The 17,129-nt window shown below is 70.8% G+C and carries 13 protein-coding genes; 5 read left to right on the forward strand and 8 right to left on the reverse strand.

Annotation, left to right across the window (positions count from 1 at the left end; translation table 11 throughout):
* Positions 1-9: 9 nt before the first annotated feature.
* From BJ964_RS37235 to BJ964_RS37245, 3 genes are read right to left on the reverse strand one after another with little or no spacing between them, the layout of a single operon-like run.
* A complete protein-coding gene (locus BJ964_RS37235; RefSeq protein ID WP_188125039.1) occupies positions 10-642 on the reverse strand; it encodes a NeuD/PglB/VioB family sugar acetyltransferase in 633 nt (210 codons plus the stop codon).
* Positions 635-1,276, reverse strand: coding sequence for a sugar transferase (locus tag BJ964_RS37240; protein ID WP_188125040.1), 642 nt, complete (start codon positions 1,274-1,276; stop codon positions 635-637). Before BJ964_RS37240 ends, BJ964_RS37235 begins: the two co-directional genes overlap by 8 nt.
* A complete protein-coding gene (locus tag BJ964_RS37245) occupies positions 1,276-2,415 on the reverse strand; it encodes a DegT/DnrJ/EryC1/StrS family aminotransferase (RefSeq protein WP_188125041.1) in 1,140 nt (379 codons plus the stop codon). The genes BJ964_RS37240 and BJ964_RS37245 overlap by 1 nt, the downstream gene beginning before the upstream one ends.
* A gap of 174 nt (positions 2,416-2,589) precedes the next feature.
* Between BJ964_RS37245 and BJ964_RS37250 the strand changes: the two genes are divergently transcribed.
* Complete coding sequence (locus tag BJ964_RS37250) at positions 2,590-4,077, forward strand: Na+/H+ antiporter NhaC family protein (protein WP_229806665.1); 1,488 nt, start codon at positions 2,590-2,592, stop codon at positions 4,075-4,077.
* Here BJ964_RS37250 and BJ964_RS37255 read toward each other — a convergent pair.
* Positions 4,074-5,522, reverse strand: coding sequence for an FG-GAP repeat domain-containing protein (locus BJ964_RS37255; protein WP_229806666.1), 1,449 nt, complete (start codon positions 5,520-5,522; stop codon positions 4,074-4,076). The two genes, BJ964_RS37250 and BJ964_RS37255, sit on opposite strands and share 4 nt — an antisense overlap.
* A 117-nt stretch (positions 5,523-5,639) precedes the next feature.
* Positions 5,640-7,283, reverse strand: a complete 1,644-nt coding sequence (locus tag BJ964_RS37260; RefSeq protein ID WP_188125043.1) for an FAD-binding protein — start codon at positions 7,281-7,283, stop codon at positions 5,640-5,642.
* A gap of 63 nt (positions 7,284-7,346) precedes the next feature.
* On the opposite strand from BJ964_RS37260, the gene BJ964_RS37265 reads away from it, so the two are divergent.
* Positions 7,347-7,913 carry a TetR/AcrR family transcriptional regulator gene (locus BJ964_RS37265; protein WP_188125044.1) on the forward strand — a complete coding sequence of 189 codons (567 nt, stop codon included), beginning with the start codon at positions 7,347-7,349 and terminating at the stop codon, positions 7,911-7,913.
* 30 nt (positions 7,914-7,943) lie between these two features.
* Here the strand turns inward: BJ964_RS37265 and BJ964_RS37270 are convergent, their stop codons facing one another.
* Positions 7,944-9,131 carry a glycosyltransferase family protein gene (locus BJ964_RS37270; RefSeq protein ID WP_188125045.1) on the reverse strand — a complete coding sequence of 396 codons (1,188 nt, stop codon included), beginning with the start codon at positions 9,129-9,131 and terminating at the stop codon, positions 7,944-7,946.
* A gap of 146 nt (positions 9,132-9,277) precedes the next feature.
* Positions 9,278-10,732, reverse strand: coding sequence for an FAD-dependent monooxygenase (locus tag BJ964_RS37275; protein ID WP_188125046.1), 1,455 nt, complete (start codon positions 10,730-10,732; stop codon positions 9,278-9,280).
* Positions 10,733-10,834: 102 nt separating this feature from the next.
* Here BJ964_RS37275 and BJ964_RS37280 point away from each other — a divergent pair, with 102 nt between their 5' ends.
* The 3 genes from BJ964_RS37280 to BJ964_RS37290 all read left to right on the forward strand — a co-directional run bounded on the left by BJ964_RS37280 (position 10,835) and on the right by BJ964_RS37290 (position 16,025).
* Complete coding sequence (locus BJ964_RS37280) at positions 10,835-15,136, forward strand: tetratricopeptide repeat protein (RefSeq protein WP_262479410.1); 4,302 nt, start codon at positions 10,835-10,837, stop codon at positions 15,134-15,136.
* Positions 15,137-15,278: 142 nt separating this feature from the next.
* Positions 15,279-15,452 carry a hypothetical protein gene (locus BJ964_RS37285; protein WP_188125047.1) on the forward strand — a complete coding sequence of 58 codons (174 nt, stop codon included), beginning with the start codon at positions 15,279-15,281 and terminating at the stop codon, positions 15,450-15,452.
* Between the two features lie 18 nt (positions 15,453-15,470).
* Positions 15,471-16,025, forward strand: coding sequence for an SMI1/KNR4 family protein (locus tag BJ964_RS37290; RefSeq protein WP_188125048.1), 555 nt, complete (start codon positions 15,471-15,473; stop codon positions 16,023-16,025).
* A gap of 1 nt (position 16,026) precedes the next feature.
* Here the strand turns inward: BJ964_RS37290 and BJ964_RS37295 are convergent, their stop codons facing one another.
* Complete coding sequence (locus BJ964_RS37295; protein ID WP_188125049.1) at positions 16,027-17,055, reverse strand: zinc-dependent alcohol dehydrogenase family protein; 1,029 nt, start codon at positions 17,053-17,055, stop codon at positions 16,027-16,029.
* Positions 17,056-17,129: the final 74 nt, after the last annotated feature.

The following is a 17,129-nucleotide window of genomic DNA, read 5'->3' on the forward strand; positions in this document are numbered from 1 at the left end:
TCATCTCCGCTATCTGGCCGGCACGCCCTTGACGATCTGCCCGGCGCCGACGTCGCGGGCCACGCAGGCGCTCGCGCCCACCGTCGCGCCGTCACCCACCTCCCGGCCCTGGAGCACCACCGCGCCGGTGCCGATCAGCACCTCCCGCCCGATGCAGCAGTCGCCGGACACCGCCGCGAGGGGATTCACCTGCACGTGGTCGGCGAGCACCGCGTCGTGGCCGACCGTCACGTTCAGGTTGAGGTGCGTGTGCCGGCCCAGGGTCACGTTCGTGGTGACCTGGGCCCCGGCGCACAAGACCACCCCGTCGGCCAGGTGGTTGTGCGGCCCCTGGACGGCCGCCGGGTGGACGAGGGTGGCCGCGGGCCTGCCGAACGGTTCCAGCAGGGCGGTGACCGCGGCCCGGGTCCGCGGGTCGCCGATGCCGACGACGTAGTGCGCGTCCAGCTCCGCCAGCAGTTCGTTCGGGCCCAGGCAGGCGGTGCCGAGCCGGTCCAGGCGGCGCAGGTTCGTCTCGGACGGGGTGTCGTCGAGGAAGCCCAGCACCTTCCACGAGTCGCCGGCGCCGTTGATGGCCGCGATGACTCCGAAGATCTCCCGGCCGTAGCCCCCGCACCCGACGATGACGATCGGTTCAGGCATCGCCGGCGGCTTCCGACGCGGCCCGCGGAGAACCGGTGAACAGCGACATCGTCGCCTCCCCCGGCGCCGAGATGCCCTCCCGGCGGAACAGGGTCAGCACGGTCCGCAGGCAGATCTTGGCGTTCAGCGCCAGCGAGCGGTGGTCGACGTACCAGACGTCGAGGGCCAGCCGCTCCTCCCAGTCCAGCAGATTGCGGCCGCTCACCTGGGCGAGCCCGGTGACCCCCGGCCGGACCAGATGCCGCCGCGCCTGGTCCGGGCTGTACAGGTCGAGGTACTGCATGAGCAGCGGCCGGGGTCCCACCAGGCTCATGTCGCCGCGCAGCACGTTCCACAGCGTCGGCAGCTCGTCCAGGCTGGTGGAGCGCAGCGCCCGGCCCAGGCCGGTGAGCCGGTCGGCGTCGGTGACCAGGCCACGCCGCTCGTCGATGTCCCGCATGGTACGGAACTTGACCAGTGTGAACGGGCGGCCGTGCAGACCCGGCCGCCGCTGACGGAACAGCACCGGGCGCCCCAGGTTGACCGCGACCGCGGCGGCGACCCCGGCCATCACCGGCGCGGTGACGACCAGGGCGGTCGCGGACACGCCGATGTCGATGGCGCGCTGCGCCACATCGGTGAATCGGGCTCTCATCAGCGACCTTCCAGGAACTCGGTGATCTCGTCGAGGACACGGCGTACCTGGTCGTCGCCGAGCGCGGATCCGCCGGGCAGGACCAGGCCGTCGGCGAACAGGCGATCGGCGGCGCCGGACAGGAAGTTGCGGGCGTGCGCGTACGGGAGCTGGCGGTGCATGGGTTTGAAGACCGGCCGCGTCTCCACGTTGCGCGCCGCCAGGTGTACGGCAAGGTCACGGGCCCGCCAGCCGGTCCGGTCCGGATCGACGACGACGGCGGTGAGCCAGCGGTTGGCGGCCGGGTCGTCGCCGCCCAGGATGCTCACCCCGTCGACGTGCGCGAAGACCTTGGTGTACCCGTCGTGCAGCGCCCGCCGCCGTTCGATCATGGCGTCCAGGCGGCACAGCTGGGCCCGGCCCAGCGCGGCCAGCAGATTGCTGAGCCGGTAGTTGTAGCCGACGTCGCCGTGCTCGTAGTGCTCGGCCGGCAGCCGCGCCTGACCGGCCAGGTAGCGGGCCCGGTCGGCCAGCTCCGCGTCGGCGGTGACCAGCATGCCGCCACCCGACGTCGTGATGATCTTGTTGCCGTTGAACGAGAACGCCGCCGCCCGCCCGAACGAGCCGGCCGGGCGCCCGGCGTGCGCGGCCCCGAGCGACTCGGTGGCGTCCTCGACGACGGGTACGCCGTGCCGGTCGCACAGTGGCAGGATCCGCCCGTAGTCGGCGCACCGGCCGTACAGGTCGACGGTCATCACCGCCCGCACGCGTGCCCCCTCGGCGTCCAGGTCGGCGAGCGCACCGGACAGCAGACCGGGATCGAGGTTGCCGGTGTCCGGGTCGCAGTCGACGAGGACCGGTGTGGCGCCGGCGTGCACGACGGCGTTCGCGGTGGCCACGAAGGTCAGCGTGGGCACGACGACGACGTCACCGGGACCGGCGCCGACACCCATCAGGGCCAGGTGCAGGGCGGCCGTCCCCGAGTTCACCGCGACCGCGTGCGGCACCCCGGCCCGCTCGGCGATCTCCCGCTCGAACCGGTCCAGATCCGGGCCGACCGGTGCGATCCAGCCCGAGCGGAGGGCGGCCAGGACGTACTCCTGCTCCAGCTCGCCGACATCCGGTCCGGACAGCAGAACGGCGCGATCATCGGCATGCATCCCCCCACCACCCATCGTGACCGGTACGGGGGGAATGTTCGGCTCGGCGTGTCGCCAGCCATGCTAGCCCGCACGGACGGCCGGAATCCGGTCGATCGCCGTTCCCGAGGCGAGCCGTTTGCCATCCACCAAGGGTGATGCCGACCACACGGCAGGTGATTCATCCTGACCGCCATGAATGATCAACCGCCGCCGGGTGAGGGCCGGCCACCGACGATGCTCGATGCGGTGCTGCCGGTCGCCGTGCTCATCACCCTGCTCGCCAGCAGCATCATCCTGTTCGGCGCGGGCGCGATGGACGGCCCGTTGCAGGTGGCGCTGCTGTTGAGCGCGGCCTTCGCCGCCCTGATGGCGCTGAAGAACGGATTCGCGATGTCGTCGGTGGCCGATGCGGCGATCGGTGGCGTCACCACGGCCATGGGACCGATCTTCATGCTGCTCGCGATCGGCGCGCTGATCGGCACCTGGAACATGGCGGGCACCATCCCCAGCGTCGTGGACGTCGGGATCGGCCTGATGAGCCCGGCCTGGTTCTACCTCACGACAGCCGTCGTGTGCGCCGCGGTCGGCCTGGTCACCGGCAGTTCGTGGACCACGGCCGGCACCCTCGGCGTGGCGTTCGTGGCGATGTCGAAGGTGATGGGGCTACCGGTCGAGGTGACCGCCGGCGCGGTGATCTGCGGGGCGTACTTCGGCGACAAGATGACCCCACTGTCGGAGACGACGATCCTGGTGCCGAAACTCGTCGGCCGCGGCCTGACGGTCAGCCAGCACATCCGCAACGTGTTCTGGACGTCGGGCCCGGCGCTGGCGATCAGCCTGGTCATCTTCTTCGTGATGGGCCTGAACGCGCAGCCCGAGGGGCAGATCGACACGGAGGCGGCCCAGCAGGCGCTCGGCGGCGTCTTCCACCTCTCGGTGCTCAACCTGCTGCCCATGCTGCTGTTGCTGGTCTTCACGGTGAAGCAGATCCCGCCGTTCCTCGCGCTGATGGGATCGGCGCTGTTCGCCGGCGTCCTCGCGGTGTTCACCCAGCACTCCGCGGTGACGGCGTTCGTCGGCGAGCCCGGCCTCGGTCCGGTCGCCACCGGCGCGAAGGCCGTCTTCTCGGCGATGGCCAGCGGATTCGTCTGCCGCTCCGGGCAGCCGGTCATCGACGAGCTGTTCACCCGCGGCGGCATGGTGAGCATGCTGACCACGGTCTGGCTGATCCTCGGCGCGCTCTCCTTCGCCGCGGTCATGGAGTACGCCGGATTCCTGCGCCGGCTCATCGAACCCGTCGTCACCCGGGCGAAGCGGCGCGGCTCGCTGATCCTGGCCGTCAACGGGACCGGGATCGGCCTCAACGTGGTGGCCGGCGACGTGTACGTCGCCGACGTCCTGCCGAGCCGCATGTTCCGGGACGAGTTCGCCCGCCGTGGCCTGGCGCCGCAGACGCTGGCCCGCGCGGTCGAGGACGCGGGCACGGTCACGGCGGTACTGGTGCCGTGGAACACCAGCGGGGCCTACACCGCCGGGGTGCTCGGGGTGGCCACCGGCGCCTACCTGCCGTACTGCTTCTTCAACATCCTCAGCCCGCTCCTCGACGTGCTCTACGGCTTCATCGGCTTCAAGACGCCCACCGCGGAGCAGGTCGGCGCGCCGGCCGAAGACGCGGGCTAACCGCCGAGAACCACCATTTCGGTACGGCCGCTGGCGGTGCCGTCCTCCTGCACCAGCATCAGGTCCGGGCGGCGGTCGCCGTTCCACTCGGTGATCAGCAGCTCGAGATGGTGGGTGACGCCCGGGGCGGTGTCGGCCTTGAACAGCGTGCGCTGGAACCCGGTCGCCCCGTCGAGCACGCGCAGCCGGGTCCGGCCGTCGGCCCTGGCGGACGTCTCGACGATCACCAGGTCGGGCCGCCGGTCGTTGTTGAAGTCGGTCACGAGCACCCGGTGGTCGGGGTTCGCGGGCTCCGCGGTGACGATCGCCGGAGTCAGGTGCCGCTGGAAGTTCGCGGCTCCGTCGAGAAGCTGGACCTGCATCCGATTGCCGGTGGTGCCGGAGGTCTTGACGACGACGAGATCCGGGTGGGCGTCGCCGTTCCAGTCGGTCAGGGCGAACCGCCGGCGTTCGTCGTTGGCGGCCAGCGGGGTACCGGTGTGGAGCAGTTGCTGCCGGAAGGCCGACGCCCCGTCGAGGACGGTCACCTCGGCGGTGCCGCTCGTGGTGCCGGAGCGCTGCACCGCCATGAGGTCCGGCCGCTTGTCGCCGTTGACGTCGGCGATCGCGTAGGCGTACTGATCGCCGGTCTCGCCGAGCGCGGTCACCCTGGTCAGCAGGAGCGCGGCGAAGTTGGCGGCGCCGTCCATGATGCGGATCTCGGTCTTGCCGCTGGCCGTCCCGGTGCCCTCGACGACGAACAGGTCGGGCCGGCCGTCGCCGTTCCAGTCGGCCAGCGCGAGTTCGTGCCGCCCGGCCAGAGCGCCCAGCTGGGTGCCCGCCGCGGCGAGCGCCTTCTGGTACGGGCCGGACGACGCCGACGGCTGCGGTGTGGGCGCCGGACCCGCCTGCGCCCACAACCGCCCGACGATGAGCTGCGCGTCGTGGGCCTCCGGGGTGTACGCCAGCGGCAGCGCCGAGCCCTGCACCCGCTGGCAGATCGCTCCGATGTCACCGGTCATCCAGCTGCCGCCCGGGTGTTTGCGCAGCATGGCGTTGAGGAACGCGTTGGTGGCGTAGACCGGGTCCACCACCTGCGCGGGCTTTCCCCACCCTTGCGAGGGCCGCTGCTGGAACAGGCCGAGACTGTCGTGGTCGTAGGCGACGGTGTGGTTGTTCAGCGTGCTCTCGGCGATCGCGGCGGTGACCGCGATCACGGCGGCGCGCTGACCCAGCCCCCGGGACTGGACGGTGGCGATGATCGCACGGGCGCAGGCGATCCGGGGGCCGGTCACCCCGGAGCCGAGGCGGCGGCCGTTCATCATCGGCTTCAGCTGGGCGGCGATCGCCTCGTCGGCCGCCGTCACCACGCCCGGCACGCACGGGGCCAGCGAGGGATAGCCGGGGGCGGCCCACGCCGGTGCCGCCGGGGACAGCACCGCTGCCGCGATCGTCGCCGCGGACAACGCCCTGAGCATTCGGCGCCGCTGCCGTGAAACCGCCATGTCCTACCAGACCCCCGTTACTCGCCTCTGTGCCTGGCCAATGTGCCACATGACGTCACTCACCCGAAAGGCGTACTTTCACCCGCGGGCCATACGCCGGGCGGCACGCAGTCCGAAGACCACCGCGGGGCCGATCGTCGAGCCGGGACCCGGGTAGGTGCGGCCCATCACCGAGGCGGAGTTGTTGCCCGCGGCGTACAGGCCGTCGATGACGGTGCCGTCCTCGCGCAGGGCCCGGCCGTCCGGGTCGGTGAGGACGCCGCCCTTGGTGCCGAGGTCGCCGATGACCACCTTGAAGGCGGTGAACGGGCCCTTCTCCAGCGGTCCCAGACAGGGGTTGGGCCGGACCGTGGGGTCGCCGTAGTAACGGTCGTACGCGGAGTTGCCCCGGCCGAAGTCACCGTCGACGCCGCAGCGGGCGAAGCCGTTGAACCGCTCGACCGTCGCGCGCAGCCGGTCCGGCCCGACACCGATCCGGCCCGCCAGCTCGTCCAGGGTCGGCGCCTTCGCCAGGATCCCGGCCTCGCGCATGGCCTTGTTGTTGCGCGGGTCCAGGGCGAAGGTACGCAGGTAGCGGCGGGCGTGCCGGGCGTCGGCGATCATCCAGTACGTGCCGTCCTTGTCGTGTTCGAGCATGTGGTGGCCGAGGTCGACGTACGACTCGGACTCGTTGGCGAAACGGTCCCCACGGGCGTCGACGATGATCGAGTACGGCAGGGACCGCTCGCCGACGATGAAGGCCGGCACGTGCCCCGGGGTGGCCGCGACCGAGGCGCCCCACCAGGCGTCGTCCATGAGCTCCACCGCGGCGCCGGCCTTCTCGGCCAGTTCGATGGCGCCGCCGAGGTTGGCGGGATTGCCGGACGGGGCGCCGTCGATGCCGTGGAACCGGCGCCGCCACTCGGTGTTGTGGTCGAACCCTCCGGCGGCGAGCATGACGCCGCGGGTGGCGGCGACGGTCACCGGCCGGCCGTCGCGGGTGACGCGGACCCCGGCCACCCGGCCGTCGTCGTCGACGATCAGCTCCTCCAGCGGGGAGCCGAGCCACAGCGGCGCGTGGCCGTCGATGACGACCGCCCGCAGGAACGCGGTGGCCAGACCCGCGCCGATACCGGCCAGGCGGTGCCCGCGGACCAGGCCGCCGAGCACCCGGAGGACCAGCCGGGCGCCGCGGGCGAAGCCGCCGAGGGTGGACCAGGCACGCCCGAGCAGCCACACGTCGTCGGTCTTCACCGGCATCGCGGCCGGCGCGTTGCTGGTCTTCCACCAGGCGCCGGCGATGCGGGAGTTCAGCGGCTCGACCTCCAGCGAGCGGCCGATCTTCCCGCCCGGCAGCTCCGGGTAGTAGTCGGGGTAGTCGGTGGCGCGGGCGAAGACCATGCCGTGCTTCTCGGCGGTGGTGACGAAGTCGTCGACGCCGTCGACGAAGGCCTCCTTGCGCTCCCGGGAGGTGGCCCGGCCGGTGACGCCGACGGTCGCCTCCAGGTAGGTGAGCGCCTCCTCGCGGGAGTCGCGCAGCCCGGCCCGGCGCATCAGCGGGTTGTTCGGCAGCCACATGCCGCCGCCCGACATGGCGGTGCTGCCGCCCCACTTGGCGCTGCCCTCGATCAGCAGCACGCTGAGTCCCTCGTCGATCGCGCCGAGCGCGGTGGCGAATCCGGCGCCGCCGGAGCCGATCACGACGACGTCGTAGGTGTGATCCCAGCTGTCAGGGATGGTCATGGCGGCGCTCCTCAGAACATCCAAGCATCCGGACAATGTTGTCCGGTTGTTAGGGTGATCACTATGAGCACGAGTTCCGGCCGCGTCAACCGTGGCCCGGCCGCGGCCTCGGAGAACCGGCAGGCGATCCTCGACGCGGCCCGCCGGCTGTTCGCCGCACGCGGCTACCACGTGCCGCTCAGCGCGATCGCCAAGGAGGCCGGCGTCGGCCAGGGCGTGTTCTACCGGCACTTCCCCACCCGGCTGGACCTGGCCCTGGCCGTCTTCGAGGAGAACTTCGCCCAGCTCGACGCGATCTGCGCGGCACCCGACGAGCACACCTTCGGCCGCCTGTGGAAGCGCATGGTCGAGCTGACCATCGAATCCGCGGCCTTCGTCGAGATGGCCGTCGACGCCCGGCGCAGCATGCCCGACTACACCGGCCCGCAGCACATGCTCGCCCTCGTCCGGACCGCCCTGCCACCCGCCCAGGCGGCCGGGCTGGTCGACGCCCGGCTCACCGTCGACGACGTCCTGCTCGCCCACCGGATGATCTACGGCGTGGTCGCGACGGCGCCGGAACCCGCCGACATCGGACCGGCCGTGCAACGAGCGTTACGCCTGCTCGCTCCACGGCTCGGCCCGTCGTAGCCCGGCTCAGCCGGCGATCGGCCTGCCCTACTACGTCGTATGGTGCGGGCTGAGGTCGGCGGCGATGGTCGCGGCGACCGATCGCCACGACAACTCCTGCCCCGCGCGGTGGATGCGCTGCTCGAGCGCCGCAGCGTCCTCGGGTGACAGACCGGCATGACGGCGGAGGGCTTCAGCCGCCGCATCCACGTCATGGGGCGGGACGGTGTAGCCGACGCCCCACTCGGTGACGTAGTCGAGCAGGTCCGGGGGGCCCGCCGCGAGCAGCGGCCGAGAGAACGCGCGCGCCCGCTTCGCCGTCCCGCTCTCGTGCGTCATCGCCGGGTCGTAGAACGCGGACACCAGATCGGCCGCGCCGAAGTAGAGGGGGTGCTCGACCGCCGGGATGAACCGTTTATGGATCACGAGCCGGGCGCCGAGCCCGTTCGCCTCACCCAGCTGCTCCAACTCCCGGTAGGACGCGTCGCCCTCCGGGCCGGCGTGCACGAGCACCCAGTCCGGGCTGGCTGCGACGGCGCGTACCAGCGTGGACAGATCCTTGTCGCGGCGCAGCGTGCCCAACGACAGCAGGATGTTCCCGGCCGGGAGCCCGAGCACCTCCCGCGCCTTCTCCCGGGTGGGCAGCACGACTTCGGCGGGGTCGGGGGCACCGTGAGCAAGCACCCGCACCGGCGAGGTCTCGGGCAGGGACAGCTCGTCGAGGAGCCTGCGGCGCAGGTGCGGGCCGTGCACGTACACCACGGCCAGGCTGCGTGCGATTCGCCGTGCCGCCCGGGCCGAGACCCGCTTGTATGCCGTCCGCAGCACGCCCTCCCGTTCGGAGCGGAAGGTGGTGGAGTGGAAGATGCCCCCGGTGAGCCCCCCGTGGGGCCGCCGCAGATAGCGGGCGAGGCTCAGGTACTCGAACGTCTCGAACAGCACCGGGGCGTCCGGGTGCTCCGCCCTGACCCGGCTCAGCGTGGACAGCAGGCGAGGCTCCGCCAGCAGCCGGAACGCGTGCCTGCGCAGTCTCGACGGCAGGACGGCGAGCAGCCGGTCCCAGGCCGCGGAGGTGGCGGTATGCACCATGACGCCGGACAGCACCAGCGGCCCGTCGTGCGTCACGACGTGCACCTGGTAGCCCTGGTCGCACAGACCGGACCCGAGTCCGCCGACGTAGTCGAAGGCGTGACCGTAGGGCTGCAGCGCACCGGGGCTGTAAATGATGAAGGTCGCCACCCACGGAAACCTACTGAGCGGCCCGCCTCCGGGACGCGAAACGCCCGAATTGATCCCCAGCGAACCGTTCCCCGCCACAGACCGCCGAACGCGCCGGATCGCCGGCCCCTGTTGCGGGTCGCCGATCCGGCAGCGCTCGGATTACGTCAACGGCGCGGTGCCGAGGTCTCCGTGGCGGCGATCGGCCGGCCGAACCAGCGGGCGAGTTGCTCGTCCAGATCCCGCTGGTCGTCGCCGATCCAGACGACGTGACCGTCCGGGCGCACCAGGACAGCCGGTGCGTCCAGGGCCGCGGTGGGATCGCCGAGATGATCGACGCGGTCCGCCCAGCCGCCGGCGGTCAGCCGTTCGGTGCGGTCCAGCAGCAGGCCACGGCCGCGATGCAGCAGCCCGTAGAGACGGCCGGACTTCACCTCGACGTCGGGCATCCGCCGGCCGAGCAGATCGGGACCCGCACCGAAGTCGTACCGGATGTCGATCCCGGCGATCCGGCCGATCAGATACCGATTCACCTCGTCGAAATCCATCAATTCCGACAACAATTTTCGTACGGCCTGAGCACCCGGTTCGGAGGACACCAACGCCATCTGGGCGCGGGTGTTGTCCAGCACGTCCGCGGCGACCGGACGGCGTTCGGCCTCGTACGTGCCGAGCAGTGCCTCCGGCGCCCAGCCGCGGATCTGCGCGGCCAGTTTCCAGCCCAGGTTGAACGCGTCCTGCACACCCAGATTGAGGCCCTGACCGCCGATCGGCGGATGAATGTGTGCCGCGTCGCCGGCCAGCAGCACCCGCCCCACCCGGTAGCTGTCGGCCAGCCGGGTGGCATCGCCGAAACGGGACATCCAGCGCGGGGAATGCACCCCGAAATCGGTTCCCGCGACGATCTGCAACCGCTTCCTGAAATCGTCGAGAGTGGGCGGTTCGCCACGATCGCTGACACCCTCGACCGGGATCACCACACCGTAGACGCCATCGCCGGCGGGCCGGAGACTGAACCGCCTGTCGGTCACGCTGATCTCGGCCACCCGGGCGGCGATCTCCTCCGCCGGGACGGCCACGCCCATCTCGCCCATCAGCGTCTCGTTACGCGCGGGCTCCCCCGGGAAGCCGACGCCGAGCAGTTTGCGCACCGTACTGCGGCCGCCGTCGCAGCCGACGAGAAAGCGGGCACGCACCGTCTCCCCGCCGGCCAGTTCGACGGTCACACCCTCGTCGTCCTGCTCGAGACCGGTCACCGCCGAACCGTGCCGGACCTGCGCGCCCGCTGCGACCGCGTGTTCCTCCAGCAGGCGGACGATCACCGGATGCGGAATGCCGAGCAGGTAGGCGTACCCCGAATCGAGGTTTTGGGGTTGAGGTTTGTCGATCGCCGCGAAGAAACCGGCGGCCGGGCGCCGTCGCCCGTGTTCGAGAATGCGGTCGAGCAGGCCGCGCATCGCCAGCAGTTCGAGACTGCGGATGTGCAGACCGACGATGCGGACGAACGAGGCGGGCTCGGTCTCTTTTTCCACGACGAGGACCCGCACGTCATGCAGCCTCAGCTCGGCGGCGAGCATCGCGCCGGCCGGCCCACAACCGGCGATGATCACATCGAATTCCATGGTGTTGCCTTCCAGGAGTGCCTTCGCGGCGCTCCCGGCGACACCTACGTCAATCGCCCAACCGTGACGGCGAGAGGGAGCACCCACTGCGATACAACGTTCATGGGTCTCACCTCCTCAGGCGGTGTCACGGGCAGCAGAAAACTACCCGCCCGACCGCCGCCCCGTCCAATCCTTTCCGGTCCGCCGGCGTCGCCTCGCCCAAGTCCCTCCCACCCGCCGGCATCGCCCCACCCCCACCCCACCCACCCGCCGGCATCGCCCCACCCCCACCCCACCCACCCGCCGGCATCGCCCCACCTCGCCCCGCCCCGCCCCGCCCCGCCCCGCCCAAACCCTCCCCGCCCGCATCGCCCCACCCAAACCCCTCCTGTCCGCCCGCTTCGCCCCACCCAAACCCCTCCTGTCCGCCAGGTAGTAGTGACGAGAGTGGGAGGTCGGCGGGTGATCACTGGTCTGCTGCTGGACGCTGCCGGGTTCGAAATGCAGGTCGGCGGCGAGCCGGTGGGTGCCCGCCGGAAACTGGACACCGCCGACGTGGAGTTGCTCCAGGGCGTGGCGGGCCGGTATGTCGAGGCGATACACGCCCGCGCGGACGACGCGGTGTTCGTGGGGCTGGGCCGGGAATTGTTCGCGTGGCTCGACGGCGGCGGCGAAATGCTGAGCGTGCGGTTGGAACGCGCCACGGCACCGCTGGTGTTCGAGGTGCGGGCGCCGCAGTCACCGTCGGCGGCCGGGTGGGCGGTGCTGCGGGCGCCGTGGGAGGTCCTCGCCGACCAGGGTGGATTTCTTGCCGCGGACGGGCTGCGGCGCTTCGAGGTGGTCCGCCGACTGGGGACGCCTGTCGCCGCTCCGCCGCTGGACGACCTCCGGCTCGGGTTGATGTTCATGGCGTCGGCGCCGCGCGGCCAGCACGAACTCGACTTCGAAGCCGAGGAGTCCGCCATCCTGACCGCGGTCGGCGACACCCGGGTGGATCTGGTCGTGGACGACACCGGCGACCCGGAGCAGCTCGGGCTGCGGTGGGCCGACCTCGGCGGCCTCCCGGTACTGCACCTGTCCTGCCACGGGGTGAACAACTGGCAGACGACGCCGGACGGGCCCCGAGTGCCGGTGCTGATGATGGAGAACGAGGTCGGCGACGGCCAGGCGGTCACCGCGGCGGACCTGATCCGGCGACTGTCGCCCATGCCGCGGCTGATGGTCGTCTCGGCCTGCCTGACGGCCACGGCGGCGGACGAGGTCGGGCATCTGCCCGGCGGGCCGGACCACCGCTCTCCCGGTGCTCCGGACAGCGGCGGAGCGGCCCAGGGCGAAGTGGCGCATTCGCTGTCCACCAGCCTGGTGCGTGCCGGGGTGCCCGCGGTGATCGGCTGGGACGGTTCGGTCACCGACGGCGCCGCGACCCTGTTCTCGCAGCACCTCTACAAGCAGCTCGGACTGCGACAGGAGCTTGCGGCCGCGGTGGGTGACGCGCGCCGCCAGCTCATGGCGTGCGAGCACCCGCGATTGCGGGCGGATTGGCATCTGGCCCGGATCTGGCTGGGCCCACCGGGCGGCGGTCCAGCGGTGGGTGGGAAACGCCGGCGGCAGCTGATGCCGGCATTGCACGGTACGAAGACGTTCCTGGACCTCAAGCGGCGTCATGTTCCGGTGGCCACGGCGGAGATGTTCGTCGGCCGGCGTCAGGAGATGCAGCACGTCCTGCGGGTGCTGCGCGGTGGCGAGCGGGCCGGGGTGTTGCTGCACGGGCAGGGCCGATTGGGAAAGTCGAGCCTCGCGGCGCGGTTGGCGGACCGGTTCACCGACCACGCGGTGGCGGTGGTGTTCGGTGACTACACGGCGATGGGTGTGCTGGACGCGATCGCGGCCGCGGTGGAGGACAACCCGGCGGCCCGGTCGTTGATCGAGAAGCGGCGAGCAGAGGTCCGCGACCAGCCGGAGGCGCTGCGATGGGTGCTGGTGGACCTGTTGTCCGGTCCGTGCGACCAATCCGGCGACGGGCAGCGGCCACTCCTGCTGATCATCGACGACCTGGAGCAGATCCTCGACTCGCGACCGGACGGTCCACATCAGCTGGTCGCCGGACATGCGCCGGTACTGGCGGCGGTGCTGGCGGCCTTCGTTCCCGGCCGGGGTGACAGCCGCCTGGTGATGACCAGCCGATTCACGTTCACGTTGGACGAGCTACAGGAGCGGTTGGAGCCGGTGCAGTTGGCGCCGTTGTCCCCGGTGGCGCAACAGAAGCTGGCGGTGCGGCACCAGGCGGTGCCGACGGAGCGGCTGCGGGAGTCCCGGGCCGGGCTGGCGGCCCGGGCGGTGGCGGTCAGCGGGGGCAATCCGGGTCTACAGGATCTGGTCGCGTTGCGGCTGGTCTACAGCCCTCAGGTCGATCAGGACCGTGCCGAGCGGGCCGTCGCCGATATGGAGTCCTACCTGAAACGCGGTGATCTGCCTGCCGACGCCGATATCCGCGCTTTCGTGGAGAATCTGGCGCTGGACGCGCTGATCGAGCAGGCCGGCGATGCTCACATCGCCCTGCTGCGGGCGCTGACCCTGTTCGAGATGCCCATTCCGACAGCGGTCACCGACGTGCTGAGCACCCGCACCGGCGGGTCAGCGCAGCGATTGTGCGGCCTGGGGCTGGCCGACGTCTTCCCCGATGTCGGTAACCACGAAGACACCGCCATCGCGGTCAACGCACTGGCCGCCGGCCGCATCATCAAGCTGACCGAAGCTGAGCGGGTCGAGCTGGCCGGTGTGGTGGTACAGCCGTTGCTGGCCGCGTGGGGCGACCCCGAAGAGCGACCCGACTGGAACCCGGTCCTGGACGTGCAGCTGGCCCGGCTGGCAGTGCTGGCCGATGATGCGGCGGTGACCGCGCTCTCCGCCCCGGACGCGGTACACGCCTTGCTTGCCGGTCCGGCGGAACACGCTCTGACGCTCGGGCAGCAGGCCATCGCCGTGCTCGATCGGCACGCCGCCCCTGTGCCTGTGTTCTTGCTGCGCCGCGCCGCCGGGGCGGCCCAGCTTTGCGGTGAGGGTGACATTGCGGCCGCACTGTTCGATCGAGCCGTCGAGCACGCCGCCAGCCATGGGGTCGCGGCCGACCCACTGGAACACGCCCGGGTCAGCGTTGAGTACGCCGGGCTGATGGTCACGCGGGGAAAGCTGGAACAGGCCGAACAGCTGCTGTTTCAAGCCCATGACGTGTTCGCCGCTGCCGGATCCGAGGGTGACGTGGCGGATACCTGGGCCAAAATCGCCAATATCAGGCACCAATGCGGCGAATACGATGAAGCACTCCGCATCCACCGCGAAGTCCAGCTACCCGTCTACGAACGACTCGGCGACGCTAAATCCGCCGCAATGACGTGGGGGCACATCGCCGACAACCTGTACCAGCGCGGCGAATACGACGAAGCACTCCGCATCCGCCGCGAAGTCCAGCTACCCGTCTACGAACGACTCGGCGACACCCGTTCCGCCGCAATTGCCTGGGGCAAGATCGCCGACGACCTGTACCGGCGCCGGGATCACGAGGCAGCACTGCGGATCTATCGGGAGAAGACGCTGCCGGCCTTCGAACGACTCGGTGACACCCGTAACACCGCGAGAGCCTGGAGCAGCATCGCTGACATCCACTATCAACGCGGCGAATACGACGAAACACTCCGCATCCGCTGCGAAGTCCAACTACCCGTCTACGAACGACTCGGCGACACCCGTTCCGCCGCAATTACCTGGGGAAACATCGCTGACATCCACTATCAACGCGGCGAATACGACGAAGCACTCCGCATCCGCCACGAAGTTGAGATGCCGGTCTACGAACGACTCGGCGACACTCGATCCGCCGCGATCACCTGGACCCAGATCGCCGACGACCTGCACCGGCGCGGAGATCCCGAGGAAGCACTCCGCATTCATCGGGAGAAAGCGCTGCCGGCCTTCGAACGCCTTGGCAATGCCCGCAATGCCGCGAGCTGCTGGGGCAGCATCGCTGACATTCTGTTCGAGCGGGGTGAGTACGCCGAAGCGCTCCGCATCCGCCGGCACGAAATCCTTCCTGCCGTGGAACGGCTGAACCACCTGGAGGGTATCGCCGACATCAACTGGGGTATCGCGGAGATCTACGTGGAACTTGAAGATTTCCAAGCCGCGAAACCTCACCTGGCCGAGGCGTTCCAAATCCTCGACCACCTGCAACGCCCGGACGGCATCGCCCTCGCCGGCGGTAGTCTCGGCCAACTCCTGGTCATCCTCGGGGAGCTGGACAGCGCACGAGTGGTACTGGAGAAGGGCCTCGCAGCGGCACGCGAGATCGGGCACACACTTCTCACGGAGCAGATCAGCAAGGTGCTCCGTTACATCGACTCCGAGGATCACCCGGAAGACGAATAGGTCACTGCGCGCGCCGGCCCGGCAACGAGGGAGTGGATCCCCGGGGAGGGCGTACTCGCGGCAGTTGTGTCAGGGCGTTTCCCGCGCGGGCGGGCGGCGGTTGACTGGGGGCCGTAAAATGCGGGCGGTGAGAGGACTGGGCATGCGCAGACGGGATCTGGTCTCCCTGGCGGCCGGTGCGCTCTCCCTGGCCGCGGCCTTCATCCTCATCAACACTCCCCTGCCGGCCGATGTCGGGCGCGGTGGTGGGTTCGTCGTGGTGACGGAGCCGGGCACGCCGGAGAGCGGCGCCGCCTGTCTGGAAGAGTACTTCTGACCTGCTACCTTCCTGATCGTGAACGCGGACGACGATCTTGGGAACGCCCTGCGCGGGTGGAGTGACTCGCTGAGCCGTCTCGGCGCACCGGCCGCCTCCTGGCTGCGGCGCGGACGGCCGGATGAGGAGATCACCGCCGTGCTCGGCGCCGATGTGCCCGCGGCCGTCCGGGCCTGGTTCTCGTGGTGTGACGGCGTCGATGACGCGGACGGCCAGACGATCGGTGACTGCTGGGTGATTCCGGGCTACTGGCCGGTCGCTCTCGACGAGACCAAGGCCGATCTGTCCGTCGAGCTGCCCTACGCCCACTGGGTGCCGCTGCTGCGTGACGGCGGCATCGACCTGTACGTGGCCGCCTGGAACGCGCCGGGCGAGGAGCCGGTGGTCGTGTCGCTGCTGGTGCCGGGCCACCCGGTCGTCGAGTTCAACTCGGTCGCCGAGCTGGTGGCCGTCACCAACGCCTGTTTCGACAGGGGCGTCTACGCGGTGGACGACGACGGCCTGCTCGATCTGGTCGACGACGCCGGGTACGACGCCCTCTACGAGGAGATCACCGGCCTGCCGGCAACGTGAGTCAGGGCCTGAGCAGCGTCTTGATGGAGCGGCGCTCGTCCATCGCCCGGTAGCCCTCGGCCGCCTCGTCGAGTGGGAGCGTGAGGTCGAACACCCGGCCCGGGTCGATCTCGCGCTTGAGGATGAGGTCGATCAGTTCGGGCAGGAAGCGGCGCACCGGGGCGGGGCCGCCGTGCAGGTGCACGCCGGAGAGGAACAGTTCCATGCCGGGCAGCGTGACACCGTGGGCGACGCCGACGTAGCCGACGTGCCCGCCGGGCCGCGTGGAGCGGATCGCCTGCAGCATCGACTCCTGGGTGCCGACGGCCTCGATCGTGGAGTGGGCCCCGTACCCGTCGGTCAAGTCTTTGATCTTGGAAATGCCCTCGTCGCCGCGCTCGGTGACGATGTCGGTGGCGCCGAACTCCAGCGCCAGCTTCTGCCGGTCGGCGTGCCGGCTCATCGCGATGATCCGCTGCGCGCCCAGCCGCTTGGCGGCCAGGACGCCGAGCAGGCCGACCGCGCCGTCGCCGACCACCGCGACCGTCTTGCCGGGGCCGGCCTCGGCGGCGACCGCGCCGAACCAGCCGGTCCCGAGGACGTCGGAGGCGGCCAGCAGCGACGGGATCAGGTCGGCGTCCGGCTGTCCGGGCGTGGCGACCAGGGTGCCGTCGGCCCACGGCACCCGCAGGAACTCGGCCTGCGCGCCGCCGGACTCGTCGACGACCGGCCGGAGATCCGGGCAGCGGGACTGGTAGCCCGCCTGGCAGATCTCGCACGTGTTGTCGCTGGTGAAGAACGAACCGACGACGAACTGGCCGGGTTTGATGTCGCGGACCTCGGCGCCGACCTCCTCGACGACGCCGACGTACTCGTGGCCCATCAGCCGCGGCTCGGCGATCTGGTCGATGCCCCGGTACGGCCACAGGTCGGAGCCGCAGACGCACGCCGCCGCGACCCGGATGACCGCATCGGTCGGACGGGCGACGGCCGGCCGGTCGCGCTGCTCCACGCGGACGTCACCGGGGGCGTACATGACTGCCTGGCGCATGGTGGTCCTCCTCAGGACGGTGTTCTCACCATCATCAAAGCGCCAGGCGCCGGGCGGCAGGGAGTCACTGACGA

Origin of the sequence: Actinoplanes lobatus (assembly GCF_014205215.1) — a bacterium.
Lineage (GTDB): Bacteria > Actinomycetota > Actinomycetes > Mycobacteriales > Micromonosporaceae > Actinoplanes > Actinoplanes lobatus.

Coding starts and splice junctions, on each gene's coding strand:
- BJ964_RS37295 (WP_188125049.1), bottom strand. CDS start 17,055: ATGCGCCAGGCAGTCATGTACGCCCCCGGTGACGTCCGCGTGGAGCAG.
- BJ964_RS37280 (WP_262479410.1), top strand. CDS start 10,835: ATGGGTCTCACCTCCTCAGGCGGTGTCACGGGCAGCAGAAAACTACCC.
- BJ964_RS37235 (WP_188125039.1), bottom strand. CDS start 642: ATGCCTGAACCGATCGTCATCGTCGGGTGCGGGGGCTACGGCCGGGAG.
- BJ964_RS37265 (WP_188125044.1), top strand. CDS start 7,347: ATGAGCACGAGTTCCGGCCGCGTCAACCGTGGCCCGGCCGCGGCCTCG.
- BJ964_RS37285 (WP_188125047.1), top strand. CDS start 15,279: ATGCGCAGACGGGATCTGGTCTCCCTGGCGGCCGGTGCGCTCTCCCTG.
- BJ964_RS37275 (WP_188125046.1), bottom strand. CDS start 10,732: ATGGAATTCGATGTGATCATCGCCGGTTGTGGGCCGGCCGGCGCGATG.
- BJ964_RS37245 (WP_188125041.1), bottom strand. CDS start 2,415: ATGCATGCCGATGATCGCGCCGTTCTGCTGTCCGGACCGGATGTCGGC.
- BJ964_RS37240 (WP_188125040.1), bottom strand. CDS start 1,276: ATGAGAGCCCGATTCACCGATGTGGCGCAGCGCGCCATCGACATCGGC.
- BJ964_RS37260 (WP_188125043.1), bottom strand. CDS start 7,283: ATGACCATCCCTGACAGCTGGGATCACACCTACGACGTCGTCGTGATC.
- BJ964_RS37250 (WP_229806665.1), top strand. CDS start 2,590: ATGAATGATCAACCGCCGCCGGGTGAGGGCCGGCCACCGACGATGCTC.